Origin of the sequence: Arachidicoccus sp. BS20, assembly GCF_001659705.1 — a bacterium.
Classification (GTDB): domain Bacteria; phylum Bacteroidota; class Bacteroidia; order Chitinophagales; family Chitinophagaceae; genus Arachidicoccus.
The window spans coordinates 1,184,851-1,211,515 of record NZ_CP015971.1 but is presented as its reverse complement, the minus strand read 5'-3'; the positions used below and the strand labels follow the sequence as shown (position 1 = coordinate 1,211,515).

Annotated in this window: 28 protein-coding genes; 11 read left to right on the top strand and 17 right to left on the bottom strand. The window is 38.3% G+C overall.

The features are described from left to right. Window positions 1-2: 2 nt before the first annotated feature. The gene (locus tag A9P82_RS15375) at window positions 3-170 is read left to right on the top strand and encodes a hypothetical protein (RefSeq protein ID WP_156522609.1); all 168 of its coding nucleotides are present in this window, start codon (window positions 3-5) and stop codon (window positions 168-170) included. A 50-nt stretch (window positions 171-220) separates the two neighbouring features. On the opposite strand, the gene A9P82_RS05405 is transcribed toward A9P82_RS15375, so the two are convergent. The 3 genes from A9P82_RS05405 to A9P82_RS05395 form a co-directional block, all read right to left on the bottom strand. Next, window positions 221-1,465: a competence/damage-inducible protein A gene (locus A9P82_RS05405; protein ID WP_066205050.1), complete on the bottom strand. Its 1,245-nt coding sequence runs from the start codon at window positions 1,463-1,465 to the stop codon at window positions 221-223. A 109-nt stretch (window positions 1,466-1,574) separates the two neighbouring features. Next, the gene (locus A9P82_RS05400; RefSeq protein WP_066205047.1) at window positions 1,575-3,728 is read right to left on the bottom strand and encodes a PspC domain-containing protein; all 2,154 of its coding nucleotides are present in this window, start codon (window positions 3,726-3,728) and stop codon (window positions 1,575-1,577) included. Between the two features lie 110 nt (window positions 3,729-3,838). After that, window positions 3,839-4,171: a PadR family transcriptional regulator gene (locus tag A9P82_RS05395; RefSeq protein ID WP_066205042.1), complete on the bottom strand. Its 333-nt coding sequence runs from the start codon at window positions 4,169-4,171 to the stop codon at window positions 3,839-3,841. Window positions 4,172-4,622: 451 nt separating this feature from the next. Here A9P82_RS05395 and A9P82_RS05385 point away from each other — a divergent pair, with 451 nt between their 5' ends. Genes A9P82_RS05385 through A9P82_RS05375 form a run of 3 tightly spaced genes read left to right on the top strand, consistent with a single transcriptional unit; the run spans window position 4,623 to window position 7,079 of the window. Continuing rightward, window positions 4,623-5,102, top strand: coding sequence for a low molecular weight protein-tyrosine-phosphatase (locus A9P82_RS05385; protein WP_066205036.1), 480 nt, complete (start codon window positions 4,623-4,625; stop codon window positions 5,100-5,102). Further along, window positions 5,099-6,472, top strand: a complete 1,374-nt coding sequence (gene hisS / locus A9P82_RS05380; protein WP_066205033.1) for a histidine--tRNA ligase — start codon at window positions 5,099-5,101, stop codon at window positions 6,470-6,472. The genes A9P82_RS05385 and hisS overlap by 4 nt, the downstream gene beginning before the upstream one ends. A gap of 43 nt (window positions 6,473-6,515) precedes the next feature. Beyond that, entirely contained in the window at window positions 6,516-7,079 is a 564-nt protein-coding gene (locus A9P82_RS05375) for a hypothetical protein (RefSeq protein WP_066205030.1), read from the top strand. Between the two features lie 75 nt (window positions 7,080-7,154). On the opposite strand, the gene A9P82_RS05370 is transcribed toward A9P82_RS05375, so the two are convergent. The 9 genes from A9P82_RS05370 to A9P82_RS05330 form a co-directional block, all read right to left on the bottom strand. Next, window positions 7,155-7,913 (bottom strand): HvfC/BufC N-terminal domain-containing protein, encoded by a 759-nt coding sequence (locus A9P82_RS05370; RefSeq protein WP_066205027.1) that lies wholly within the window; start codon window positions 7,911-7,913, stop codon window positions 7,155-7,157. After that, on the bottom strand, window positions 7,897-8,733 hold the full coding sequence (locus A9P82_RS05365; protein ID WP_066205024.1) for an HvfB family MNIO-type RiPP peptide maturase: 837 nt from the start codon (window positions 8,731-8,733) through the stop codon (window positions 7,897-7,899). Before A9P82_RS05365 ends, A9P82_RS05370 begins: the two co-directional genes overlap by 17 nt. A 75-nt stretch (window positions 8,734-8,808) precedes the next feature. Beyond that, a complete protein-coding gene (locus tag A9P82_RS05360; protein ID WP_066205021.1) occupies window positions 8,809-9,105 on the bottom strand; it encodes a hypothetical protein in 297 nt (98 codons plus the stop codon). A 103-nt stretch (window positions 9,106-9,208) separates the two neighbouring features. Continuing rightward, window positions 9,209-9,583, bottom strand: a complete 375-nt coding sequence (locus A9P82_RS05355; RefSeq protein ID WP_066205019.1) for a YccF domain-containing protein — start codon at window positions 9,581-9,583, stop codon at window positions 9,209-9,211. Between the two features lie 66 nt (window positions 9,584-9,649). Continuing rightward, the gene (locus tag A9P82_RS05350) at window positions 9,650-9,931 is read right to left on the bottom strand and encodes a hypothetical protein (RefSeq protein WP_066205016.1); all 282 of its coding nucleotides are present in this window, start codon (window positions 9,929-9,931) and stop codon (window positions 9,650-9,652) included. Window positions 9,932-10,020: 89 nt separating this feature from the next. After that, complete coding sequence (locus A9P82_RS05345; protein WP_066205013.1) at window positions 10,021-11,181, bottom strand: TlpA family protein disulfide reductase; 1,161 nt, start codon at window positions 11,179-11,181, stop codon at window positions 10,021-10,023. 304 nt (window positions 11,182-11,485) lie between these two features. Then, window positions 11,486-12,124, bottom strand: coding sequence for an MBL fold metallo-hydrolase (locus A9P82_RS05340; RefSeq protein ID WP_066205010.1), 639 nt, complete (start codon window positions 12,122-12,124; stop codon window positions 11,486-11,488). Between the two features lie 60 nt (window positions 12,125-12,184). Beyond that, the gene (locus tag A9P82_RS05335) at window positions 12,185-13,339 is read right to left on the bottom strand and encodes an acyltransferase family protein (protein ID WP_066205007.1); all 1,155 of its coding nucleotides are present in this window, start codon (window positions 13,337-13,339) and stop codon (window positions 12,185-12,187) included. 89 nt (window positions 13,340-13,428) lie between these two features. Further along, entirely contained in the window at window positions 13,429-14,169 is a 741-nt protein-coding gene (locus A9P82_RS05330; RefSeq protein ID WP_066205004.1) for a biotin--[acetyl-CoA-carboxylase] ligase, read from the bottom strand. Window positions 14,170-14,292: 123 nt separating this feature from the next. Between A9P82_RS05330 and rsfS the strand changes: the two genes are divergently transcribed. The 6 genes from rsfS to A9P82_RS05300 all read left to right on the top strand — a co-directional run bounded on the left by rsfS (window position 14,293) and on the right by A9P82_RS05300 (window position 20,377). Beyond that, complete coding sequence (rsfS, locus tag A9P82_RS05325; protein ID WP_066205001.1) at window positions 14,293-14,682, top strand: ribosome silencing factor; 390 nt, start codon at window positions 14,293-14,295, stop codon at window positions 14,680-14,682. Between the two features lie 82 nt (window positions 14,683-14,764). Further along, complete coding sequence (gene ftsH / locus A9P82_RS05320) at window positions 14,765-16,831, top strand: ATP-dependent zinc metalloprotease FtsH (protein WP_066204999.1); 2,067 nt, start codon at window positions 14,765-14,767, stop codon at window positions 16,829-16,831. Between the two features lie 94 nt (window positions 16,832-16,925). Continuing rightward, window positions 16,926-17,561, top strand: coding sequence for a LutC/YkgG family protein (locus tag A9P82_RS05315; RefSeq protein ID WP_066204997.1), 636 nt, complete (start codon window positions 16,926-16,928; stop codon window positions 17,559-17,561). A 145-nt stretch (window positions 17,562-17,706) separates the two neighbouring features. Beyond that, on the top strand, window positions 17,707-18,468 hold the full coding sequence (locus A9P82_RS05310) for a UDP-2,3-diacylglucosamine diphosphatase (RefSeq protein WP_066204995.1): 762 nt from the start codon (window positions 17,707-17,709) through the stop codon (window positions 18,466-18,468). Beyond that, window positions 18,456-19,289: a hypothetical protein gene (locus A9P82_RS05305; RefSeq protein WP_156522607.1), complete on the top strand. Its 834-nt coding sequence runs from the start codon at window positions 18,456-18,458 to the stop codon at window positions 19,287-19,289. The genes A9P82_RS05310 and A9P82_RS05305 overlap by 13 nt, the downstream gene beginning before the upstream one ends. Window positions 19,290-19,294: 5 nt before the next feature. After that, entirely contained in the window at window positions 19,295-20,377 is a 1,083-nt protein-coding gene (locus tag A9P82_RS05300; RefSeq protein WP_082915246.1) for a mechanosensitive ion channel family protein, read from the top strand. A gap of 44 nt (window positions 20,378-20,421) precedes the next feature. Here the strand turns inward: A9P82_RS05300 and A9P82_RS05295 are convergent, their stop codons facing one another. The 3 genes from A9P82_RS05295 to A9P82_RS05285 form a co-directional block, all read right to left on the bottom strand. After that, window positions 20,422-21,207: an ABC transporter permease gene (locus A9P82_RS05295; RefSeq protein ID WP_066204988.1), complete on the bottom strand. Its 786-nt coding sequence runs from the start codon at window positions 21,205-21,207 to the stop codon at window positions 20,422-20,424. 2 nt (window positions 21,208-21,209) lie between these two features. Beyond that, window positions 21,210-22,100 (bottom strand): ABC transporter ATP-binding protein, encoded by an 891-nt coding sequence (locus tag A9P82_RS05290; protein WP_066204985.1) that lies wholly within the window; start codon window positions 22,098-22,100, stop codon window positions 21,210-21,212. 139 nt (window positions 22,101-22,239) lie between these two features. Continuing rightward, window positions 22,240-22,638 carry a hypothetical protein gene (locus tag A9P82_RS05285; RefSeq protein WP_066204982.1) on the bottom strand — a complete coding sequence of 133 codons (399 nt, stop codon included), beginning with the start codon at window positions 22,636-22,638 and terminating at the stop codon, window positions 22,240-22,242. Between the two features lie 184 nt (window positions 22,639-22,822). Between A9P82_RS05285 and A9P82_RS05280 the strand changes: the two genes are divergently transcribed. Beyond that, entirely contained in the window at window positions 22,823-23,950 is a 1,128-nt protein-coding gene (locus tag A9P82_RS05280) for a TlpA disulfide reductase family protein (RefSeq protein WP_066204978.1), read from the top strand. 125 nt (window positions 23,951-24,075) lie between these two features. Here A9P82_RS05280 and mqnE read toward each other — a convergent pair whose 3' ends face one another. Both mqnE and A9P82_RS05270 read right to left on the bottom strand, forming a co-directional pair. After that, window positions 24,076-25,257: an aminofutalosine synthase MqnE gene (mqnE, locus tag A9P82_RS05275; RefSeq protein WP_066204975.1), complete on the bottom strand. Its 1,182-nt coding sequence runs from the start codon at window positions 25,255-25,257 to the stop codon at window positions 24,076-24,078. Window positions 25,258-25,318: 61 nt separating this feature from the next. After that, window positions 25,319-26,548: an erythromycin esterase family protein gene (locus A9P82_RS05270; RefSeq protein WP_066204974.1), complete on the bottom strand. Its 1,230-nt coding sequence runs from the start codon at window positions 26,546-26,548 to the stop codon at window positions 25,319-25,321. Window positions 26,549-26,665 lie beyond the last annotated feature (117 nt).

Genomic DNA, 26,665 nt, shown 5'->3' with positions numbered 1-26,665 from the left:
TTGTGGAAGAAAAGCATTTGGTATTGTACCAATATTTCAGACTCTTTTTAGGTTGGACGCGTTATTCGCTCAATCTCTGTAATCGTTCAAAAGATAAACAACCGGAAACGATTTTGTTGAAGAACATGGTTAAAAGAAAAACGGCAACTACAAGGCTGTTTTTTGCATAAAATAAATTTATGATACAACAATAATGCTAGTGACGGCGATAAATACTGAATCAGTTTCCCTCATCCATAAATTGTTTCAACAACGTGAATACTGCAATTGTTGTTGCTTCGTTGTTGCGCTCGCGCGTGTAGGACAAATTTAGTTTTTGTGTTTTGATTATTTGGTTGTTTGCAACGGCAATCCAAACAGTGCCAACAGGTGTTTCGTCTGTTCCGCCGCCGGGACCGAAAATGCCTGTTGTGGCAAGCGCGTAATCGGTGTTCATTTTTTCACGTACATTCCAAACCATTTCTTTTACGGTTTGTTCGCTCACGGCTGTAAACTCGTCGAGCGTCGATTTTTGCACGCCCAATACATTTGCTTTCACGTCATTAGTATAACTCACGATGCTTCCGTAAAAATACTGCGACGCACCTGCCACCGACGTGAACAAATGCGCGAGATAGCCGCCCGTGCAGCTTTCAGCCGTTGAGATGGTTCTATTTTTTTGTAATAATAATTTCCCAATTGCTGCGGAAACAGAAATGTCTTCATTGGCAACCATTACGTCGGGAAGTAAATTTTGCAGTTCACTAAATTTTTCGTCTATGAGCGAATTGTTTGAAGAAATATGTTCCGTCAAACGTAAGCGCACCATGCGCGTTGCAGGCAAATAGGCGAGTTTGATGTTTTGCGGAAGATTTGCTTCAAAGTCTTTTATTCTTTCTGCCAAAAAAGATTCGCCGATGCCAACGGTTATTAATGTTCTGTGTTCGACAGGCGATAGTTTAAAATGAGATTTTATTTCGGGTAAAACGGAGCGCTCGAACATCGCTTTCATTTCGTGCGGCACGCCGGGCAGACTGAAAAATAATTTACCGTTTTTCTCAAACAACATTCCGGGGGCAGTGCCTCTGTCGTTGAGTAAAACTTTGCATACGTCCGGAACAAGTGCCTGATTGTAATTTACTTCCAACAACGGACGATTGTATTGCTTGAAAATGGCTTCCACATTTCGCAAAGCGTCTTCATTCAATACGAGTTTTCCGTTGAAATATTTGTTGAGAATATCTTTTGTAAGGTCGTCTTTTGTAGGTCCGAGTCCGCCTGTGAGAATGATAATGTCGGACGATTTTTCTGCATCCTGCAAGCCTTTCAGTATTTGTGTTTCATCATCGCCAACACTTGTCTTTTGTTCGAGCCAAACACCGGTTTTGTTGAGTTCCTGCGCCAGCCATGCGCTGTTGGTATCTATGACTTGTCCTATCAGTAATTCGTCTCCAATGGTAATTATGGAAGCGCTTATATGCTTCATTTAAAATAATTTTTGATGCAAATTAATTCAATAATTGTTTCCGTTTGCACAAAGAAAGAAGCGCCGCAAAATTTGCAACGCTTCCTCATCTTCCATTAAACAACAATTATCAAATCATTTTCAAAAATGCTTTACCTACAAGCACTGCAGGCATTTCAAAATTGGCGCTAATCGTATTTATTTTCTCACTGTCTTTTTTCAATTGCTGAATCTGTTCTTGCAATTTGTGTTTCTTTTCTTCATTTTGTTGTCTCAGGCGTTCTTTCTGCTCGTTTAATTTTTGTTGCTGTTCCTGCAATTTTTGTTCGGACAAAGTGTTTTCATCGTTATCATTGTCGTCATCGTCTGTATCGACGTGTGTGCGTTTCAAGCCGTCTTTTGTCATTACATATTCTTCGTCAAACTGCATATTTTTTCTATGAGAATAACTTAAATAGCTATCATCATTATTATCATAAAAATCTTGAAATCCTAAATCAATTTCATTGGCATAACCATCGTTTTGATGCACAATTATTTTCTTTCCCAAAGGCACGGCAACCGTAATTACCACAAACTGATTGCGAAATTTATCCGTCGTATTCAACGTGAAATAACTCGGAATATTTAATACGGAATCTTGTTGCGCAATGCCGGAATAATTAATTCTTTCTGCTAACAAATTCGCATTGGCAACAGAACTTCCGTTGGATAATTTTGTGATATCCACTGCGAAAGAATCGTTGAGCGACGGCACAAAATGCAGGCTTGTATTATTAAGTAAAACCGAGTCTTTAATGGATGATACGAAATCATCAAAAATCGTATGCCTGTGATAATATGTTCTTGTGGTTTGAACGCTGTAAGAGCTGCGCCCAAACATCCAATTTCTGCTGAATCGATACGGGCGATTTTCACGGATATAATTAATCTCCAACTTCTGAACCATAGGATTGGTAAGAGTTACAGCCTGTTCAACAGGATTATTTACTTCGCGTACATCGTCCCAAACCGAACCAATTAATCCGATTAAAGAAATTAATCCGGCGAGCCAAAGTCCTACAAAAGTCATGCGCAAATAACGATTGCTTTTTGTATGAGTAATCGAACGGATTATCCAGATAATAATACCGACAATCGGCAGCCACACAACTAAAATAAACGCAATAATCGCCAGTGTATTTTGCCATGTACCGCCAATGATATAGCCTTTCAACGGGTACAAACCAAACATTGCAATGCCTATGGCAAATAAGCCGCAAATAACGCCGATTAAAATACAACCTAAAATAAAGTAGGCGAAAACTTTGAGCAGCGTAACAATAATGTTGCCCAACGTCGAGCGTTCGCGCACGGGAATTAGTTCAGGAGCAGATGAAGTTTTCATATTATTGACTTTTTTTTTACCGTCGCTCAAATCTTCCTGCACAGTATCTTTAATATTGTTTAAATCCACATTTTTCCCTTTCATGGAAAGCTTGTCAGATGCCGTAACTGCGGCGGGAACAACTGCCCAAAGAATAATATATAGCGTGATGAAAAATCCGTTCATACCCGGAAAGAAAAAATTGCCATGATGAATAATTCCGAATGCAATGCTCAACGGAAACGAGCAAAACGCGCCAATCAGGAAAATGACTTTCGGAATCCAAAGGCTGATGCTGAAATAATTGGCAATGCCGGAGCAAACGCCGCCAATGGTTTTGTGCGACAAATCCCTATAAAATCTTTTGTGTGTTGAACCGATGACCTGCGTTGCAGAACTTGGAACGGCAATCCACAAAATGATATAAGGAATAAGTCCTACACCGTAAATTATCAATAAAATAAGTGCAATTAAACGCACAACCGTTGGGTCGATGTTGAAATAATTGGCAATGCCTGCACACACACCGCCGATTTTTTTGTTGGTTTCGTCGCGGAAAAACTGTTTTTGTCCGCTTGTATTTGTTTGCTGAAATGCTTGCTGCGAGCGTGTTTCAGAAGACTGCTGTTGTGAAGAAGACGCTGTTGCCGTTTCTTCATCTTCCAAATCTTCCGGACGACCAATGCTGTGAATAATGGCTTCCAAATCGCTTTCGCTCACGCATGGATTTCCTTTTTTAATCACTTCAGCAAACAGTTCGGAAATACGGTTTTCAATGTCGTTGATGATTTCGTCGCTGCCTTCTTCGTTGGCAAAATGTCTGCGCAGGCTTTCGATGTAAGACTTCAGCTCTTCGTAGGCTTCTTCTTCAATCATCACTACGCGCCCCTGAAAGTTTATGTTTATTACTTTTTTCATTCGTAACTTTTTTAATTGTTTTTTAATGGTCGAATGGAACCTCGCTATTAGTTTTTATTTTATTAGAAATGCAATGCTCGGTTTCATTTTAAAAAAATTTATAATGGCATTTATGAATTTTGATTTGTTACCAGATTCACTGCATCTGCAAGTTCTTTCCATGTTTTTTCCAGTTCTTGCAAAAAGGAAAGTCCTTCGTCCGTCAGGCTGAAATATTTTCTTGGTGGTCCCGACACGCTTTCTACCCAACGGTAGGTTAATAAACTTGCATTTTTCAGTCTGGTTAATAAAGGGTACAATGTTCCTTCCAGCACGTTCAAATTCGCGGCTTTCATTTTTTCCGCAATATCGCTCGGATATGCTTCCGCCTGTTTGATGATGGATAAAATGCAAAACTCCAAAATCCCTTTCCGCATCTGGCTCTGTGTATTTTGAATATCCATGATTTTGTCTTTTGTAACGCAAAGATATGTACATTTTTAAATACTATGCAATACATAGTACTAAAATATTTTTATGAAAATAATTAATATTCTTATAATTAATTGAAAATCAATTTATAGTAAATATTTTTTTCGTAAAAAAATTTTTTGGGTAAAATGATGGGCGGAAATTTTTTGTGGATGAATGGCGGGAAAATGATTGTAATAATGGATAATGATTGCCGCCATGCCGAACTCGTTTCGGCATCCCATAGATGCTGAAATAAATTCAGCATGACGCGCTGAGGTGTTCCTATATTCAAAGCATTATCAAAATTGAAACTCCAATTCATAAATCGCAAATCATAAACTCAAGACATTATCTTTGCGCCGATGAAATCGAGCAATCAATTTTTTAACATCAATATGGCGGTATTCCATTCGACCATTAAAAAACAATAAAAAATTCTGAATGAAAGTTTTAATGGTTTGTCTCGGCAACATTTGTCGCAGTCCTTTGGCGGAAGGCATTTTACAACACAAAGCCGACGAGCAAAATTTAGGTTGGGAAATCGACAGTGCAGGTACAGGAAGCTGGCACACAGGCGAAGCGCCGCACAGGCTTTCGCAAAAAATTGCGAGGAATCACGGCATCGACATTTCGCATTTGCGCGCGCGGCAATTCAGGAAAGAAGATATGCTGAACTTCGATAAAGTTTATGTAATGGACAATGAAAATTACAACGATGTACGAAGAATGAGCGGAAATTTGTTTGATGAAAACAAAGTGGATTTAATACTGAATGTATTGCATCCAAACCGCAACGAAGAAGTTCCCGACCCCTGGTACGTCAATACCGACGCGGCTTTTGAAGAAGTGTTCCAAATGTTGGATGAAGCGGGCGAAGCTATTATAAAAAATAATCAATCTACAATATTCGATAACCAATGAGCAAAGTTTCTCTTCCACAAGGCACACGCGATTTCAGCGCGGACGTTGTTCGCAAGCGACAGTATATTTTCAATACAATAAAAAATGTTTTTGAACTGTACGGTTTTCAACCTTTGGAAACACCGGCGATGGAAAACATCGAAACCCTGATGGGAAAATATGGCGACGAAGGCGATAAACTCATTTTTAAAATTCTGAATAACGGGTTGGATAATCCTGCAAAAGCAGAAAAAACAAAGCTGGGTTTTGAAGATATTTTGCAGGGCAAAACCAATAAAAATATTACCGAACGCGCCTTGCGTTACGACCTTACCATTCCTTTCGCGCGCTATGTTGCCATGAATCACGGGCAGCTCACATTTCCATTTAAGCGTTATCAAATTCAGCCTGTGTGGCGTGCGGACAGACCGCAGCGCGGGCGTTACAGGGAATTTTATCAGTGCGATGCAGATGTTGTCGGCAGTAAATCTTTGCTGAACGAAGTGGAACTGACCAACATTTATGCGACCGTTTTTAATCAACTGAAAATTGATGTTGAAATAAAAATCAACAGCCGGAAAATTCTTTCTGCACTCGCAGAAATTTGTGGCGGCGCAGATAAAATGCTCGATATTACGATTGCCATTGACAAGCTCGATAAAATAGGTTTGGAAAAAGTGAAAGAAGAATTGTCGCAAAGAGGTTTGAATGAAAGTCAGATTGCGACAATTGAACAATATTTAAACATCGCCGGAAGTAATGACGAAAAAATTAGTTTGATAAAGGATTTATTCGGCAATAACGAAGCGGGCAAAAAAGGCATTGAAGAAATTGAGTATGTTTTAAGCAATTTCACGGCTCACGATTCACGGCTTGCGGTTGATTTTACTTTGGCGCGCGGCTTGAATTATTACACGGGAATTATTTTTGAAATCAAAGCAAAAGACGTACAAATGGGCAGCATCGGCGGCGGCGGTCGTTACGATGATTTGACAAGTTTGTTCGGCGTTCCCAATATTGCTGGCGTGGGCATTAGCTTTGGCGTGGACAGGATTTACGATGTGATGGAAGAACTGAATTTGTTTCCGCAGGAAGTCCAGACGGGTACACAGGTTTTATTTTTCAATCTTGGAAATGAGGAAGCAAAAGTTGCTTATCAATTAATGCAAACATTGCGCAGCAAAGGTATTCGCAGCGAATTGTTTCATGAAAATTCAAAGCTCGACAAGCAATTCAAATACGCCGAAAAGAAAAACATTCCTTTCATCATTATTATAGGCAGCAAAGAAATGGAAGAAAAAAATTGTACCATCAAAAATCTGCAAACAGGCGTGCAACAGGCATTTCCTTTGCAAAGTGCTAATGATTTGGTAGCTTTGATACAAGCATAATTTTTTGGATTGATAATTGCTTAATTGTCGAAAACGATTTTTAATGAAAAATTTATTTTACATAGCATTTGTCTCCGGCATGGTATTTATCTCATGCGGAAGAAGAACTGTTCCCCAGCAAACAACAACACAACCTGTACATCCAAAGGTTGCGCCGGATAGAATCCAGAAGCCGCAATATGTTAAGAAAGCTGTTATCCTGGATTCAAACACGTTTCATAATACACAGAAAAATATTCAGGATTCTTATAATAATAAAGCTGACAGCGTTGCCGTAAATGCAGCCGTTCCGGTTGCAAACAGCGTAGCTGCTACGGCAACTGTTGTTATTGACAGTCATGGAATGTTGCAGATAGATTCTGCAAATTTGCCACCGGATGTTTCACATAATTTGGATTCGCTAAATCAGGCTACACGTGCGTTTACGCCGAATCAGGTAAAGAATCTGGCATATCGTTTTAAAGAAATTCCGCCGAGAGTTTTGCTCGTTCCAGATACGCTTGCAAAGAAAGGCGTGAAAGGTTATTACTACAAATACGATAATAAGTTTTGGTATTGGAAGAAAGACGACGGTTATTTTTATTTGGATGAAAATTATTATCAATAATCTTTCGTGAGGTGTGAAACGTCAGTCCTGAGTATGGGTCTTTGTGCAACTTCGTGTATTTTCTCTGTGGTAAAACTATCTTACCAGAAAACCCAAAATCAATTTTGTTTCCAAAGCATTTTGGACAAACTGCAAAAGCATTGCATCAATTTCATTATTTCTTTCAAAATTCATTTCCTTGCAAATGCTTGCTGCGACTGCGTTTGCAGACATTGGTTCTTCTAACAACAATTCAAGAACTCTTAATAATGCAGGCGACAAAGAAGTGAAAATCACTTCGCCGCTTTCCGGCTCACGATGCAGGGAAAGAAAATAATTTCTTTTATCATCTTCGGAAATTTCTTTCGCATTTTTCAAATGAACCGGATAATGAAAATGTTGTAAATGAACTTCAGGATTTATAACCAATAAATCATTTTCTATGTTCCCGTCAATTGAATAATCAACAGCTTTATCTTCCATCATAAACATTTCCACTTCGAGCCATTCAAACCATAATAGCTCTAAAATGAAAGGATATTTTTTTATCAGAAAATGATTTTCCCCTGCCGATAAATATTCATAAAACTCTTTCGGCATAGACCAAACCTGCGGAGAAATGCAGGCATGATTGGCAAAAAATTCTTTGGTAATATTTGTCCATTCATCTTTTGTTAATAACTCGAAAGTCAATGGATACGCGGTTTGCAGCATATCGTCCACAACATTAAACACCAAACGACGATACTGTGAAACATTCTTTTCATTTACATTTTCCAATATTTCGTATTCGCCCGTACGGCAATAACTTGCCAGCTTAGATTGCTGTTCAAATGTATTAGTGAGCGATTGCATGAGAAGATTTCTTTTTCAAAGAAGATTTGATAATGTCGCGCAGATTATCCATTTCGGTTTGCAGTTCTTCCATTTCAGGAATATTAAAATCGCGTTCCAGCAGCACGGGAACTTCACGATTTAACTTCTTCATTGTATAACTAAATAAATCGTACACAGGATCTATAATCGCTTCGCCGTGTGTATCGATAATCAAATCGTCGGAGACTTTTGTATGTCCCGCCATGTGGATATAATGCACTTTATCCAAAGGCAATTTATCAATAAATTCTTTCGCGTTGTAATGATGATTAAAGCTGTTGACATACACATTGTTCACGTCCAAAAGCAGCTCGCAGTCTGCATTTGCAACGATGGCGTTGATAAATTCCACCTCGTTCATTTCGGGCGCAAGCGGCGTATAATAGCTTACAATTTCAATTGTTAATTTCCTTTCCAACAAGTCCTGCACAGTTTTGATTCTTTCCGAAACATGATTGACTGCATCTTCGGTAAAAGGTATCGGCAGCAAATCATACAAGTGCGCATTGTCGCATTTTGAATAACTCAAATGCTCGGAATACACCTGCGCATTGGTTTCTTTCAAAAATGATTTTATTCTTTTTAAAAATTCAAAATCCAGTTCATCGGGACTGCCGATGGATAGAGACAATCCATGCGTAAACAAGGGAAATTTTTCCAATGCTTTGTGTAACTGCTTCTTCCAATAACCGCCGATGTTCATCCAGTTTTCGGGTGCAACCTCAATAAAATCGGGCTTTAGCGCGTTATCGTCAATCAGTTCTTCCGCAAAATCTTTTCTTAATCCTATGCCGACCATATAGTTGAAAATTAAAAATGGATAGTTGAAAGTTGTTTAAAAATTTGCACTTTCAACTATCCATTTAATAAAAGATTACATTTTTCCACCACAACCGCCTTCGCCGCACTTGCCGTCTTTGCCGCATTTGTGGTCTTTACCTTTTTTCGCTTTCTTTTCTTTCTTGGTAGATGTAGTATCGGACTTGTCTTTTTTGCCGCATTTCAGTTCAAAATTTTTATCGGAGTTTTCATTGTTAGACAAATTTGCGCGTACATTTTCGCCGTTGCCTAAATTGCTGAAACCGAATGCTGATGCGGGATTCACGCTTGCACCTATTAGCAAAGCGCTTACCGCCAAAGTAGAAGCCAGTATTGTTTTTTTGTTCTGCATTATTTTAAAATTTTTGAATGGATAAAAATTAATCCCAATAAAGTTGAGAATTTTTATTGAATGATGAAATATATTTTCCGTTAAGATTTATAAAAGAAGATAATTACCCGAAACCTTTACCGAACGGCGTAAAGCAAAGGCTCATCAGTTTAAAATGTTGTCTGCCGAAAGGAATGCCGATAATGGTAATGCAAAACAGCAAACCGAAAACCAAATGTGTAAGTGCAATCCAGATGCCGCCGCAAAAAATCCAGATGATGTTAAAAATAGTGGTAAGGCAACCACCTGTAATTCCAGGCGGACGATTATAAATTTTTAAACCGAACGGCGCGAGCGATGCCACGCCGATTTTAAAACATTGCAAGCCAAACGGAATGCCGATAATAGTTACACACAACAGCAAGCCGCTCACGATGTATTCGAGAAAAACGATGAAGCCTCCAAATATAATCCAGATAATATTGCCGATGAGTTTCATAAAAACTTAGTTGAGATGCCATAGATATACAGATTCTTTTATTATTTATCTGTGCATTTGCGGCAATTATTCTTCCGCATCTTTCAATGCATTGTGCGTAAGAAATTCGTATAGCTTTTGCGATTCCAAAGTAAGTTTATCAAAATCAATCTGCAACTGCGGAATTAAATCTGCCAACGTGTTGATACGTCCTTCGGTATCTAAAAATTTGTTCAGCACTACAATACCTTTTTGCTCCAGCAAGCACCAGCCGCTTTGAAAATTGCCGCGTTCATAGCGTGTCGAATATCCTGCTTCGTGCAGCACATTTTCCAACTTGTTTAAAAATGCAGGCGTATATTTTATCATAACATTTATCCGGTTTCTTCAGTCGCAAAGTTCGTAAAGTTTTTCTTAAAGAGTGAAGATTGTCTTTTGGACATTGTAGTCGCGAAAAATTACTTCAACACTTCCGCCAGTTTATTGTCCAGGTCGTCGCCGCGCAAATCGTCGGCAATAATTTTTCCTGTCGGGTCAATCAGCACATTAAATGGAATGCCTTGGAATCCGTATGCCTGCACAGCCGCGCTGTTCCATTGTTTTAAATCGCTCATGTGATTCCATGAAAGCTTATCGTCTTTAATGGCTTTAATCCACGCATCTTTGTCGTTATCCAATGATACACCAAGAATCGTAAAATTTTTATCCTTGTATTTATTGTAAACCTTTACCACATTAGGGTTTTCGCCGCGACAAGGTCCGCACCAACTTGCCCAGAAATCAACCAGTAAATATTTGCCTTTAAAGTCGCTGATTTTCATTGGTTTCCCGTCAGGTGTTTGCATTGTCAAGTCCGGCGCTTGCTGATTAAGCAACGCAAAACTTGCATTCGGGTTTGATTCATTTGTTGCGGCTTCCTTCACGCGGCTTGCAAAGCCGGCAAGGCTTCCGTCTTCTTTGAAACGATTACTCGCAGCCTGTGCCAAAGGAAGTAAATCCTGCGGAGCAAGCGTATTTGGTGCCATCGTACTTAATACATAAAAAACGGAAAGTGCATTGTCGGAAGTGTTTACAAAGTTTTTAATATCGCTATTGATATCGGCAATTTTTGCATCACGGTTTTTTTTCAATGCGCCGATTAAAGAATCTTGTGCGGGTGTAGTCGTTGCTTGTTTTCCCAACGAATCTAACTGAATCAAAGCCGCATTAAGCACAGAATCTTTTGCACTTTCCTTATTGATAAAAGCATATAATTTTGAAGTTACTTCGGAGCCTGAAATGCTTGGATGGAGCGGGCTTGCAGGGTCAAATTCAATGTTGATTTTGTCGTTGTCATTGATAAATATAAACGGGAAACCATTATCAACACTCAGCAAAAACAAATGTTGTCCTGTAACTTTCGAGCCTGATTTTAATGCAAAAGAACCATCGCTTTTTACATCTTGGGAATCGATGGAAATGGTTGCCTGATTGGCAAAGTCTATTTCCCTTAAATAAATCTTTTTGCCGTTTTGGGTTTTTACTTTTCCCGTTACTTCAAACGAACCACCGTTGTTGGATTTGCAGGCTGTTGTTGCAAGTAATGTAACGATGCCGCCTAATAAAAATAGTTTTTTCATCTGTTTATTTTTTAATTGTTTTTAATGGTCAAATGGAATTGGCTTCGCTGAACTCCGTTTCGCCATGAATAATCATCTCTTTGGGTATGCAAAGTTCTTATGGCTCATTTCATAATAATTAAATATTCAACCACATAGTTCCATAGTTTTTATATAGATGAATGAAGAGAAGAGTAAAGCTGCACATTAGATTTTCATCGAAGATGAAAATACTATGATTTCCCACTCGGTTGAATTGTAAACAAACTTCAATTCTTAACTTAAATTCCTATGTATCTATGTGTTTTCGTTTTAAAAAATATTGTTACTGTAAAAACGGATTATGCAATTTTTCATAACCGATAGTTGTTGCTGTTCCGTGCCCGGGATAGACAACAGTTTCGTCGGGCAAGATGAACAATTTTTCCTTAATGCTATGCAAAAGTTGTTCATGGCTGCCTTTGTATAAATCTGTTCTGCCGATGCTTTCGCGAAAAAGCACATCGCCGCCGATAAGAAAATTTTGTTCTTCGTTGTAAAAACAAATGCTTCCTGGCGAATGTCCCGGCGCAAGAATTACCCTCAGTTCGTCATTGCCTAAAGTTATCGTTTCGCCTTCGTTTACGAAATTTATTTTTGCTGTAAAATCTTCAACATTCAGTCCGAATTTTTCGCCCGATTCTTTTGCTTTCGCTATGATTTCTTCTTCCAATGGATGAATGAATAATTCCAAATTATATTTTTTACCAATTGCTTCAATGCCGAAAATGTGGTCGAGATGGCAGTGTGTATTCAGTAAAAATTTAGGTTGCAAACCTGCGCGCAAAATGTAATCGTACAGCGTTTGAACTTCCGCGGGAAAATAGGCACCTGCATCTATGATAATTGCTTCGCCTTTGTCATTGCGCAGCACATAAGTATTTTCCTGAAACGGGTTGAAAGTAAATATTTGAATTTTCAGCATGATGAATTTTATTACACGAATTAAGGCGAAATGTATATTTGACGAAGTCAATTACACGAATTACTTTGTGTCGTTGTGTCTTTGTGGTTCAATATTTTTTCTCAGATTTAAAAACCGTTTTTCAAAGTAAAATCTTGACAATGATGCAACCAAAATCACAGCCGGCGTGATGATGGCGTAAAACACAATTGTTCCCGTCGCAAGATTCAGATGTATCAGATATCTTTTCAAAAACAAAATTATCGCAAACACCAGAATCATGTGATACATATAAATTCCGTAAGAAATTTCGCCGAGATAAGACAAGGTTTTTGACCTTAGTTTGATGATGTTGTGTTCAATCAGCGATACGCCGATGATTAAATATAAAAATAAAAAGTCTATCAAAATATTTGAAAAAACGGGGGCGTTAAAAACTGTATTCCACACAACATTATGAATATTGATGTTGAATAACAGAAAGATAAACAGCGCGAAATAAACAACAATTTGTACTGGCATTTTATACATCCATAAACTGGAAATCGGTCGTTGTCTGTTATAAACGAAACACGCGCCAAGCCCGCCAATTGCCATTGCTTCAAAGTTGAACGTATTTACAATGTAATTGAATAATTCATTTTTAATTATGGTAAGCGAGAGTGCGATTAAAACGATTTTTATACAAATGACAGCGAAAAGAATAAACAAAATTCTTTTTCTGAGAAATTTAAACAGCGGTGCCCAAATCAAATAAAAAACTTCTTCCACACCGATTGACCACAATGGCTCTAACAAATGATGCCCGAAATAAAACGTAACTAAACCCGGAACAAAAAATACGAAGTAAAACCAGCTTTGCCCAAATGTGTAAGGCATTACATAATCAATGTGCAACAGTTTGATAAATGCAGGAATCACAAGCGTTCCGGCGATTACGAGTAGGAAATAAAGAGGCCAAATGCGCAAAATTCTTTTGATGTAAAAGTTTCTGATGCTGATGCTTCCTGTGCGCTTATGTTCTTTCAGTAACAAATAGGTAATTAAAAATCCACTGAGGACGAAGAAGAAATTCACGGCATTTGTACCGTTGCGGAAAACGCTGAACCATTCAAAATTGGCAATGCCGTTTTTGCGGCGAATCGTTTCCGCATGGTGCATTACCACCAAATAGGCAGCAAAAAAACGTAAAGCATTCAGTCCTTTGAAAAAGGAAATATTTTTATAATCGTTCATTAATTTTTCAGTATGCTTTATATTACACGATTTTTTAGTTGATATTATGATTCAATCCTCGTAATCCTGCAATCTTCCCGAATCCTCGTTCAGACAATGAGCCATTCAATCTCCCCGAAAGTAAAAAACGGTTTCGGCGCGCCGTCAATCCGGAGGTTGCCCTGCTCATCAGCATGTCGGATGATTGCTTCAAAAGTTTGTCCATCGTATTTTAAACGTGTTGCTTCATTTTTCCGGAACAGGTTTTCATTGTATTCTTCCAATAATTCGTCAAATTTTTTTGCTTTGAATTGTTCAAATCTTTTATCCAGAAAAGCACATAATTCTTTTGCGAGTTCAACGATGTCAAATTCCTTTCCTGTAATTTGTTTCAGCGAAACGACTTTCTTCCCGAGCGATTCATCAAACGAAGTTTGATTAATGTTCATGCCGATTCCTGCAATCGCCCACTGCCAATTTTGTCCGATGAATTTGTTTTCAATCAAAATGCCGACTGCCTTTCTGTCGCGCCAGTAAATATCATTCGACCATTTTATTTTTGTTTCGTCAAGCGCATATTTTTTGAACAAATCATATGCAGCCAATGCAACTGCCGTATTCAGCAGAAACTGTGTGTTTACAGGTGTTCCGGACATATCGAGCAATATTGATAGCGCAATGTTTTTGCCTGTTTCATCGTTCCATTGCTTGCCTCTTTGCCCTTTGCCTGCCGTTTGATGCAATGCCATAAATGCCGCGCCGTGCTTTGCCGTACCCCTCATAGCTTCGCTCATGGCATAGTTGTTGGAACTATCAATCTCGTCCAGAATCGTAAGCGATTTACCAATCATGTAATTTAAGAAGAATAAGAAAAAAGAATTAGTATTTTTGCGAAGATAGGACATTAGCCCGATGCAAAGGAAAGGGCATAGCGTTTAAGATTATTGTTTCATTTATTTAATACAAGTTAATTATTGGCAACAAAGACATCAGCAAATAAGGTAAAAAGACTTACCAAAAATTCTAAACTACTGAAAGTAATCATTCAATCTATTCAGGAAAAAAAAGGTGCGAACATCATTTCTCTCGACCTTAGGAATATACCCGAAGCTGTTGCAGATTTCTTCATTGTATGCGAAGCGGACAGCACTACGCAAGTAAAAGCCATCAGCGATAATATTGAAGAACAGGTAAAGCTGGAGTTGGGCGAAACACCTTACCGCAGCGAAGGGCGTACGCAATTGCACTGGGTTTTAGTCGATTATGTAAATGTGGTAATTCATGTGATGCTGCCGGAAACCAGAAAACTTTACAAGCTCGAAGATTTGTGGAACGACGCGCCTGAGCAACGGTTCGAAAATTAAAAAACAGATAAAATACGTATCAACCGGAGTATAACATTAAAAACTTAACATTAGCAAGTATATTTGCAACATTTTACAATTTATGGCACAGGAAAACGATAAGAGAAAAATGCCCAATCTCGGCGGCGGTATGGGTGGAAATAACCGGAAAAATCCGAAAGGCTCCAATATCTATTTGATTTGGGGATTGGCAGCATTGGCATTGTTCGCGTGGGCGTATTGGGCGCATTCAACGCCGGATACGATTTCCGTTTCAGAACAACAGTTTTTTAATAATATGCTTGTACAGGGCGATGTAACCAAGCTTGATTTTGTGGACAATTCGCAGGCATCTGTACGTGTATATGTAAATAAAGACAGTCTGTTTAAGCCGTTTTACAAAGAAGCTTTGAAAGATAATCCGGTAAATATCGGAAATTATGCCAATGCGCCATTGTTTCAGTTTCGCGTGGTAAATTTGGATGAGTTTCAAAAAAGATTGGAGTCATTCGAGAAAGCACATCCCGATATTACAGCGCCGGATACGCCTGTCGTGAGTGATTCCAACTGGATGAACAGCAACTTGTTTGTTACCATACTTTCTTTAATTGGTATGGCGCTTATCTGGATAATGCTGATGCGCAAAATGGGCGGCGGAGCCGGTGTCGGCGGCGGCGGAATTTTTAGTGTGGGAAAATCCAAGGCGCAGTTATTTGAAAAAGGTGCTAAAATGAACATTACTTTCAAAGATGTTGCAGGATTGGACGAAGCAAAAGTGGAAGTGATGGAGATTGTGGACTTTTTGAAAAACCCGAAAAAATATACCAATCTCGGTGGTAAAATTCCAAAGGGTGCATTGCTGGTAGGTCCTCCGGGAACAGGTAAAACTTTGCTGGCAAAAGCAATGGCCGGCGAAGCGCAAGTGCCGTTTTTCAGTATGTCCGGTTCGGACTTCGTGGAAATGTTTGTCGGAGTAGGAGCGAGCCGTGTGAGAGATTTGTTTAAGCAGGCAAGAGAAAAAGCGCCTTGTGTAATCTTTATAGATGAAATAGATGCGATCGGTCGTGCACGTGGTAAAAACGCCATGATGAGCAACGACGAACGCGAAAATACATTGAACCAGTTGTTGGTTGAAATGGACGGCTTCGGCGGCGATAGCGGTATTATTATTCTTGCAGCAACCAATCGTCCCGATGTATTAGATACAGCGTTGTTGCGCCCGGGACGTTTCGACAGGCAAATTTCTATTGACCTGCCCGATTTGAAAGGTCGTGAAGATATTTTGCGCGTGCATTTAAAACCTATCAAAATTTCGCAAACACTGGATATTCACAAGCTCGCAGAACGTACACCCGGGTTTGCCGGTGCAGATATTGCAAATATTTGTAACGAAGCTGCATTGATAGCTGCACGTAAAGGGAAGGAAGGTGTGGATATGATTGATTTTGACGATGCGATTGACCGTGTCATCGGTGGATTGGAGAAAAAAAATAAAATTATTGCACCGCACGAAAAAGAAGTAATTGCTTATCATGAAGCGGGGCACGCCATCAGCGGTTGGTTTTTGGAGCATGCTTATCCTTTACTGAAAGTTACTATTGTGCCGCGTGGTTCCGCTGCACTGGGTTATGCGCAATATACGCCGAAAGAACATTATCTCTATACGACAGAACAATTGATGGACGATGTGTGTATGACTTTGGGCGGAAGGGCTGCGGAGCAGATTTTCTTCGGGAAAATCTCCACCGGTGCATCCAACGATTTGCAACAGGTTACACGCACGATTTATTCCATGATTACCGTTTATGGTATGAATGATAAAGTCGGAAATATCAGTTATTACGACCCGCATCAGGACAATCAGTTTACCAAACCTTTCAGTGAAGAAACAGGTAAATTGATTGACGAAGAAGCGCGCAAGCTGATTGATGTTGCTTACCAAAGAACGTTGAATTTGCTTACCGAAAAGAAAAAAGAAGTAGAAATACTTGCCAAAGCATTATTGGAAAGAGAAGTGATTTTTAAATCCGATGTTGAGGCTTTGATAGGCAAACGCCCTTTCAACGATGATGAAACCGTTACGCCGGGCGTGAGCGAAGGCGTGCCGCCCTATGACAGCAGTACGCTAAATCAAGTGCCGGCAAGCAACAGCAATGAAGGTAACGACTGATAAACAAAAGAAATAAGATTTTAATTGAAGCCCGCTTTCAAGGCGGGCTTTATTTTTGCGAAGCATTCATTATTTTTACTCTTTAATTTGAATTATGCAATCGTCCAAGGAACAAATACTGAATAAGATAAGAAAAGCATTAGAACATTCTACACCAATGCCTTTTCCCGAAGTGCAGAGCGTGCACAGAGAAGAAGTTGTAAACTCTGTAAAAGATGAACTGACTGTAACTTTTGCAGAAAGTTTTTCCAAAGTAGGCGGGCAGTTTATTTATTGTTCAACACCGAAAGAATTGGTTGAACAACTAAATGCTTTGCAGCAAGCGAAAGGCTGGAAAAAAATATTCAGCAGGGAACCTTCAATAATTGATTTTTTACAGAAAAATGATTTTCACGGATTGGAGTTCAGCAACTTTATGGAATGCGAAGTTGCCGTTACGAATTGCGAAAAGTTGATTGCACGTACGGGCAGTATTTTGATGAGTAGTGCGCAAACAAGCGGACGAACCACGAGTGTATATGCACCGGTTCATATTTGCATTGCGTTTACCAATCAGCTTGTGTATGATATTTACGAAGGCTTTGATTTTATGCAACAATCAAAAGAAAAATTGCCATCATTAATCACGCTGGCGACAGGTCCAAGCCGCACGGCAGATATCGAAAAAACGTTGGTTGTAGGCGTTCACGGTCCGAAAGAAGTGTTTTGCTTTGTGGTGGAAGAACCTTGATTTGAAAGATTTAAGTATTTGTTTGATTACACGAATTCATTTTATCGTACGTTTTGGCAAATTTATTCTATATAGAAACCTACTTAAATCATAATTATCCTAATCCATAATTCGTGTAATTCGATAAAATTCGTGTCATAAAAATATGCCTCAAATTCCCGTTAATAAAAAAATATATTTCTTATCCGACTTCCATCTCGGTGCGCCGGACTATGAAAAAAGTTTGCTGCGTGAGAAAAAAATTATTGCTTTTTTAAACAGTATAAAAGACGAAGCGAGCGAAATCTTTCTCATGGGCGATATGTTTGATTTTTGGTACGAATACAAAAAAGTAGTACCGAAATATTTTGTGCGATTGCTCGGAAAGTTTGGCGAAATCAGCGATTCGGGGGTTAAGATTCATTTCTTCATTGGCAATCACGATATGTGGATGAACGGTTATTTTGAAAAAGAACTGAACATAAAAACATATTCCGAACCGCAACATTTTGAATACAACGGAAAGAAACTTTTAATTGGTCATGGCGATGGTTTAGGTCCGGGCGATAAAGGCTATAAATTTCTTAAAAAGATATTTCGCAACAAATTTTGCAATTGGTTGTTTGGTCAGTTGCATCCAACTTGGGGAATTGGTTTGGCAAATTATTTCAGTCGTAAAAGCCGTGAAAAAACAGGCGATGCAAATGCAGAATGGCTGGGCGAAGACAAGGAATGGCTCGTGATTTATTGCAGGGAAATTCTGCAAAAAGAAAACATTGATTATTTTATTTTCGGACATCGGCATTATCCGGTTGATTTGAAGTTGAACGAAGAAAGCCGCTACATCAATCTCGGCGACTGGATTACCAATTTTACTTATGCCGAATTTGACGGCAATGACATAAAACTGAAAAAATGGGAAAGCTAAAACTATTGCTGTGCTTGTGTTTCAGCGTTTGCTCATTGTTTCCGAAGGCGCAGGAAGGCAATGTGCTGAACATTGAATTTGAAAAAAAAATCGAAGGGTACTTCTCTAAATTTTATGTAGATAATCAGGAAAATATTTATGTGTTGAAAGATGATAATATACAGATAAAGAAACTCAGCAACAAAGGCGATTCATTACAGATTTTTGATAATGTAACACAGTATGGAAATGTCTCTTCCATGAATGTTTCCAATGCACTGAAGCTATTGGTTTATTACAAAGACTTTTCGACCGTATTAATGCTTGACAGATTTTTGAATGTTGTGAATACAATTGATTTGCGGCAAAGCGGCATTGCGCAATCGCACGTAGTAGCAAGCAGTTACGACGGACAAATCTGGACATATGATGAACTGAATGCACAAATAAAAAAACTCAATGCGCAAGGCGATGTTACCTTTACTTCGACCGATTTGAGAACCGTTTTTGGCAATGCGCCAAATCCCGATAAAATTATTGATAATAACGGTGTTTTGTATTTGTACGATAAAAATCAAGGCTGGCTGTTGTTTGACTATTACGGTGCGTTCAAACAAAAATTGGAGTATAAAAATTGGGAAAATGTATCTGTGATGAACAATATTTTATTTGGCAGAACAGGCGATACATTGTGGATATGCAACCCCAAAAAACTGATTGCACAATCTTTCAAAACATCGATGAATATTGACTTTCAGCAAGTAAGGCAACTGTTTTTCGGTGGAGGAAAATTGTATATTTTAAATAATGACGGGATAGATGTGTATGATATAAAACAGTAAAATTTATGACAAACAGTTTCTTTCATACAGTGTTTTTAGACAATACAATTAAAGCGTGGTTCATTTGTGCCGGAGCTATTTTGCTGGCGTTGATTTTCAGCAGATTTATTTCCAAAGGCTTGGCTACATTGTTTGTAAAATTATTTACGAAAGTCAAGCACACCGATTATTCAGATGTCTTTAAAAAGAACATCGTAAAGCCTTTGAGCCATTATATTTTTTGGTCGGTGGTAGTTTTTTCTTTAGAAAAACTAAGTTTTCCGCATCAGATGGAATTTGACTTTTTTAAAACGAAATTCAGCAAAGTGCTGGATGCAATAAGCATGGGCTGGCTCACGGTTTGCTTTTTTCAATTAGTGATAGGTATTGCTATGTTTATCGCATTTGTTTTAAAAGAAAGCGCTGCCAAAAAGAATGACCGCCCTATATTGCAAATGATTTCTTTACTGGCAGATTTGGTGCGTGCCGTGCTGATTGTGTTTTGTATTTTATTTGTGCTGAAAGTGTCATTTAACTATTCGCTTAGTTCCTTTGTTACAAGTTTAGGTTTGGTTACTGCGGCGCTTGCGTTGGCTGCAAAAGAAAGCGTGGAAAACATCATCTGTTCTTTTGTTATATTTTTAGACAAACCGTTTTTTGTGGGCGATACTATTAATGTCAATGGAGTAAGCGGCACGGTGGAGAAAATCGGTTTGAGAAGCACGTTATTGCGTACCGATGCGAAAACTTTGGTTAATATGTCTAACAGCAGCGTGATTGGCGGAACATTGGAGAATAAAAGTAATCAAACATACCGGCACACAGTGCAGACATTGGAACTGGATTTAGATACAACGCCCGAAACTATTCAGGAATTGGTTAATCATATTAAAAAGTTATTACAGAATATGAGCAATGAAAGTATTGTCAATCCCGCAGTTTATTTTAAAGATACAGGAATTAATTCTCATAAAATTTTTGTAGAGTATTTTGGATTGATGAATATGACATACGCTGATTTTACTCAACGTGTGCAACAAATAAACATTGAAATAGTTACAATAATCAAACAATTGAATATTTCACTTGTTAAGCTGAATGACAGATGAGTTTAACTACCGATAAAAATTTTATGTGTATATCCCATCATTCTTTATAAGTCTTCCGTCGTAAATTTTTTTACAATAATGAAATAAAATGCAATGAGATACACAACCGTAAATATAATTAGTAAAGGCACATTCGGCGGTGTGAGAAAGTGAATCTCTTTGGAAAATTTTTGGATAAGCGGATTCTGTATTAAATTATCTGAACTCTTTATGGGGAAATAATCGCCTATGCTTGAAAAATAATGATTGATGAAGAAGGTCAAAATATTTTTCAGAAAGAATAAATAAATAAAATAAAGCGCAATCGCTAATCCGGAACGCTTGAATAAAAAACCGAACACCAATCCCGCAAGCGAATAAGTTAGCGCCTGTAAAAAGAAATACCACAAATAGCCTGCATGGTCAAATGAAAAAGATGTATTGCCCGAAATGCCTATAAATACTGCAATTAGCGCAGCTATTATTGTTGCAAATACAGAAAGTTTTAATACAACTAATATTTTAGTTAATGCGAAGTCGAAGCGACTGATACCATCAATAATGTTTTGCCGGTGCGTTTTGAAATTGTATTCGTTGGTAATCAAAATCAATACAATTAATCCCGGAAGAAACAGTAAAAAGCTGCTGATGTATGTAACCGTTTGCCACACATCTGGAAACTCAAACGGATTACCGATAAACATAGATACGGCTTGAGTGCCAACTTCTTTTTTTAAGTGGTAAACAACATAATTTACACCAATCATACATACGACAAATAAAATCAACAATACCCAAAAGGTGCGGTAATTGCGGACTTTCAGCCATTCTATCATTAAGTTTTTATACATTTTTATTGATTTGTAATTTCAAGGAATTTTGTTTCCAACGATTTTTTATGAACGCTTAAATGTGTAAGTGTAACGCCGTGTTCAAAGCAATATTTGTTTAGCGCCTCCAAAGAAATTGCGTCCGGTTCATGATGCAGCAGCAATAAATCTCTTTGTTCTTCCATCGAAGTGTAGCCTGTAAAGTTACTCAAGACTTCTTTCAGTTTTGTAAAGTCGGGTGCAGATAATTCAATAATATCATTGCTTTTCAAAACAGAGTTTACGTTACCATCGGCAAGTAAAGTTCCTTTCTTTAAAATGGCTACATGCGTGCATACTTTTTCCACTTCGTCCAGCAAATGACTTGCCATTACAACCGTTTTTCCTTCGTTTGCCAGACTCTTTATAAGACTGCGGATATCTGCAATTCCGTTCGGGTCAAGACCATTTGTCGGTTCGTCTAAAATCAATATAGACGGACTTCCCAGCAAAGCTGCCGCAATTGCAAGGCGCTGTTTCATGCCGAGAGAAAATGTACTGAACTTGCTGTCTTTTCTTTCATACAAATCGACTCGCTTCAGTACATCATCAATTGTTGAAAAATCGTAACCTTTAATTTGTGCAGTAATTTCCAGATTTTTTCTTGCCGATAAATAATGATAGAAGTTAGGCGTTTCAAGTAATGTGCCTGTTTGCCTGCGCAGTTTGGAAGTGATAGGCTCTCCGAATAAGGAACAAGTGCCTGCGTTGGCTTTCAACACATTTGTTACAATGCCTAATAAAGTGGTTTTACCGCTTCCGTTGGGTCCAAGAATACCGAAAATACTGCCTTGCGGCACATCGAATGAAACATTTTTCAATGCTGCAATCGCTCCGTAATTTTTTGATATTTGATGAACAGATAATGCTGTCATGCTGTTAAGTTTTGCTAAGTAAAGTTGGGGAAGTTTATGTACAAGAAAAAATTTATTTGATGAACGGCAGATAAACGAGACAGCCGCAGCAGAAAGGCTGCGGCTGAGCAAGCAACTGTATCAAAGTTGACTGTTTTAATTATTCCAAAAATATTTTAGTCATATCGTGATACTGGTTTTGTAACTGGTGTACATAATGCACATTCGGGAAACGTCTGATATCTTCGCGATACCACATTTCCACAGAAGAAAAATCATCGCGCTGTGGAATGACTAAGCGAAATGCGTCTTTCTTGTACTTTACAGCATCATCTTCAAGGTCTTCTTTTGTGAAGCCGAGATGCCCCATTTCGGCATCGGTCAAAGGAATCGGGTAAACATTTTCGACATCATACCAAAAATCCTGGTTACCCTCATCAGTGGTTACGCACACTTGTTTATCTTCCGGTGCAATGCCCGATACAGTCCCTTTTCTTTTCTGACCTTCGTAGTCGGCAACTACATAATTGTTGTGTTTCAGTTCGTGAATGTTAATCATGGCTTATGATTTTTGTTGCATAAATTTACGAATATTTGTCAGTATGTTCCAAAAGAAAATTTGAAGATGCAATTTACCTACAACTAATTTTTTAATTTTTATTAGGATATTTTAAATAATCTTGTGTAAACTTTGTTGGGTTTTGATAGTTTAATAAAGAATAACAATTGATAAATTTTTAATAATGAAAAAGTTAAGTTTGGTCTTGCTGTGTGGTATTCCGGTAACAATATGGGCGCAGGCGCCGTTTCAGATTTCCGGTTCGGTAAAAGGCGTAAACCCGTCTGTAGATAAAGTATATATTTCTTATGCTGCTAACGGACAAAATGTTTTGGATAGCGCAAATGTGCGTGGCAACAAATATAAATTCACAGGCTACATTACGCAACCCACGCGTGTTGAACTGAAAGCCGCATATAATAATGATAGAGCTTCTTTGCAGCGAGACGTAATAACGCTTTTTGCAGAGCCTTCAGATATTACAATCAATAGCGTAGATTCTTTCTCCAATGCAACCATTACCGGCTCGCAGGTAAATGTTGAGTTTCAAAAATTACAAACTGCGGCAAAACCTTTTCAGCCTAAAGTGATTGCTTTGTCAAAAGAAATTGCTCAATACAGAAAGGAAAAAAATACGCAGGAACTTGAGCAGGCACAACTGCAATTAGACGAAGTAAATGCGCAATTAAATGAAGCCGTGTACGCCAAATATATTCAACAAAATCCAAATTCGCCGTTGGCATTTTTTGCTTTGCAGCAATATGCAGGACCAACAATGCCGAAGCCGCAGGAAACTTTGCAACTGTTTAATTTGTTGCCCGAATCAATGAAGCGGTCGCACGATGGAATGCGTATGAAAGATTTGATTAGTCGTGTGCTGCGCGCAAGCGCGGGAAAACCTGCGCCTGATTTTACACAAACTGATATGAACGGAAATTCTGTAACACTTTCATCATTCAAAGGAAAAACGGTGCTGATTAATTTTTGGGCAAGCTGGTGCGGACCTTGCCGTGCACTAGATGCAGATTTGGTAAAATTGTACAATACATATAAAGATAATAATTTTACTATTATCAACGTGTCGCTTGATAAACCGGGCGAAAAAGATATTTGGTTGAAAGCCATACAGGAAGATGGTTTGAGCATTTTCCCACAAGTAACAGATTTGCGTTTTTGGAACAATGCTGTTGCGAGATTGTATGGAATTGTTTCCGCTCCGCAGAATATTCTTGTGAATGCAGACGGTGTTATTGTGGCAAAAAATTTAAAGCCGAATCAGTTGAATGATAAAGTGAAATCTTTAGTGGAGTAGTGGATTTTAATTACACAAATTAGGACGAATTACACGAATTATTTTTTGAACTTTTAAAAGTTGCTTTCACTAAAGCTATATTTTATGAAATTCGTGTAATTCGCCTTCATTCGTGTCATCAAAAATTAATTATAATTCGGATTTGCTGCCAATGCCGCCAAATCTTCTTCGCTGTAATCTTTAATCACATTATATAAAGTATCGCGTTCAACAGGCGCGCGACCTGCTTGTTTGATGAGCGCAACCAATTCTGCAGTTGATAAAGACGGTTTTTGTTCTTCACTTCCTGCCATCGAATAAATCTTGGTAGTATCATCAATTGTTCCGTCTAAATCATCTACGCCAAAGCTTAAAGAGAGTTGCGCATTTTGCCGTCCAAGCATGGGCCAGTAAGCTTTTACGTGCGGAAAATTATCTAAGTACAATCTCGAAATTGCATACAGGCGCATATCTTCCACCACACTGCTTTCGGGAATGTGAGACATATCGTTATTCTGATTACGAAACTTCAGAGGAATAAATGTGTTGAAGCCGCCGGTTTCATCTTGTAGTTGTCGCAACCGTTCCATGTGGTCGATGCGATGTTCATATTTTTCAATGTGCCCGAAAAGCATTGTTGCGTTGGTGTGCATATTCAATTTGTGCGCTGCACGATGAATTGCCAGCCAACCGTCTGCATCCACTTTATCGGCACAGATTTGTTCTCTTATTTCAGTATGAAAAATTTCCGCGCCGCCGCCGGGCAATGATTGCAAACCCGCGTCTTTCAATAATTGCATTCCTTCTTCAACAGAAACTTTTGCTTTGCGGAACATATAATCCAACTCGACAGCCGTGTAACCTTTGATGTGTAAATCTGGACGATGCGCTTTGATTTTTTTCATCAGGTTGATGAAAAATTGCAAGTTCAGTTTTGGATGAACGCCACCTACAATATGCACTTCCGTTACAGGTTTTCCGTCGTAGCTTTTGACAATGTGCATCATTTGGTCTTCGCTCAGTTCCCAACCTTCTTCGCGATGTTTGTACAAGCGTGAGTAGGAACAAAACGCACAGGTAAACACGCACACGTTGGTCGGCTCAATATGAAAGTTGCGATTGAAATAAACGATGTTGCCGTTCTTTTTTTCGCGCACATGATTTGCGAGCGAGCCCACAAAACCGAGCGAGCCTTTTTCAAAAAGCGTAACACCTTCGTCGAAACTGATGCGTTCACTATTTAATATTTTATAACCGATGGTTTTTAAACTTTGGTCTTTTTCTTCTTCCACCAATCTTTCTACACCGTTAATTGCCACATCCTGCATATCAAAAAAATTTAGGGTACAAATTTAGGAGTTATCCATTAATGGAACAGGTTTCTTTTTGTTATAAATCATGATTTGCTGCGTGGGTTGTTTTAATGAAAATATATGCATCAAACAGTTGCGGCAAATTTGTTTTGTCGGAATATCCAATGCCTTCGGGCGTTCCGTAACCGACCATTCTTAATGGTAATTTTGTCGTATCATTTTTAACTTTATCGAAATTGATAAAAGATGCAGGCTGATTTTTATCGGCAAAATATTTATCCCAAGTATTTTCTTTTACAGTTGGAAGCGGATATGAAAACATTGGATTAATGTGCGTATCAAACCGTTCGGGCGTTCCGCTGTATGTGCCATTTGCTGTGCCTGTTCCGAGAACAAAGTAGTCGGGAATTTGCTGTTTTATATATCCGCCGCAACCGCCGACACTATTATCTTGAAAGGCTGACTTTAACGCCAAATGTATTGCGTGTGCCCATACAATCATTTTATTGTTCTTGGCAATATTTACAGCCATTTCAGCCATTCCTTTGTCTCTGTTTTCTTCGCCGACAATCCAAAATTTACAATTTAAAACAGCAGTTTTGAAAGTGTCGTTTACATCAATATTTTCGGCTTTTACAAGACTGTCTATTTTTTGCGAAACGGAATAACCTTTCCGCATTTTTGCAAAAACAGCATCATAGTTTATGTTTAATGTTGTATCGTTCTGCACTGTCCAAATAGAATCGTAATAATGTGTGCAAGCAATTAATGTATCGGACAAATTCAGCAGCGTTTGGTTATTGGAATGAAGCAATTCATTTTTGATAATTTTTGCCGTATTTTCCATGTAATTAAAATCCATTCCTGTAAACATAATTTTATTTGAATGTTCCTGATTAAACTTTCTTATCCATTTAAACAGCATCTCAATTTCCTTTGTTTGCCATAGTGAAATGAGATATTTTTTCATCCCAATTTTTATGTTTTCTTTGGAATTGATAAACCGATTAAAGTAATAGCTGTCGCCGAAAGCATTTTCAAAACAAATTATTCTAAAACCTTTTTTCTCGACAAGTTCTTTAACTATATCAATTCTCAAATCGTTAAATTCTTTTGTTCCGTGTGTGCCTTCGCCAAGTCCTACGATTTGATGATTTCCCATTTCATTTACTAAAGACTGAAGTTGTTTTATGGAAATTTTTCCTGATTCAATGTTTAATGATACAATATTTTTGTCCAATTCATTTTGTGCTTTCGCAAATATTACCGCGATTGAAAGCGTGCATACAATTGTGATTCTTTTCATAAAATAATTTTTAGTTTATAACACGAAATTATTTTGACTGTACACGCTCAAAAAACTTGTTCTGTCAACCTCTTCAATTATTCGACAAAAAATTTATACTCAATTTTCATCGAAAAA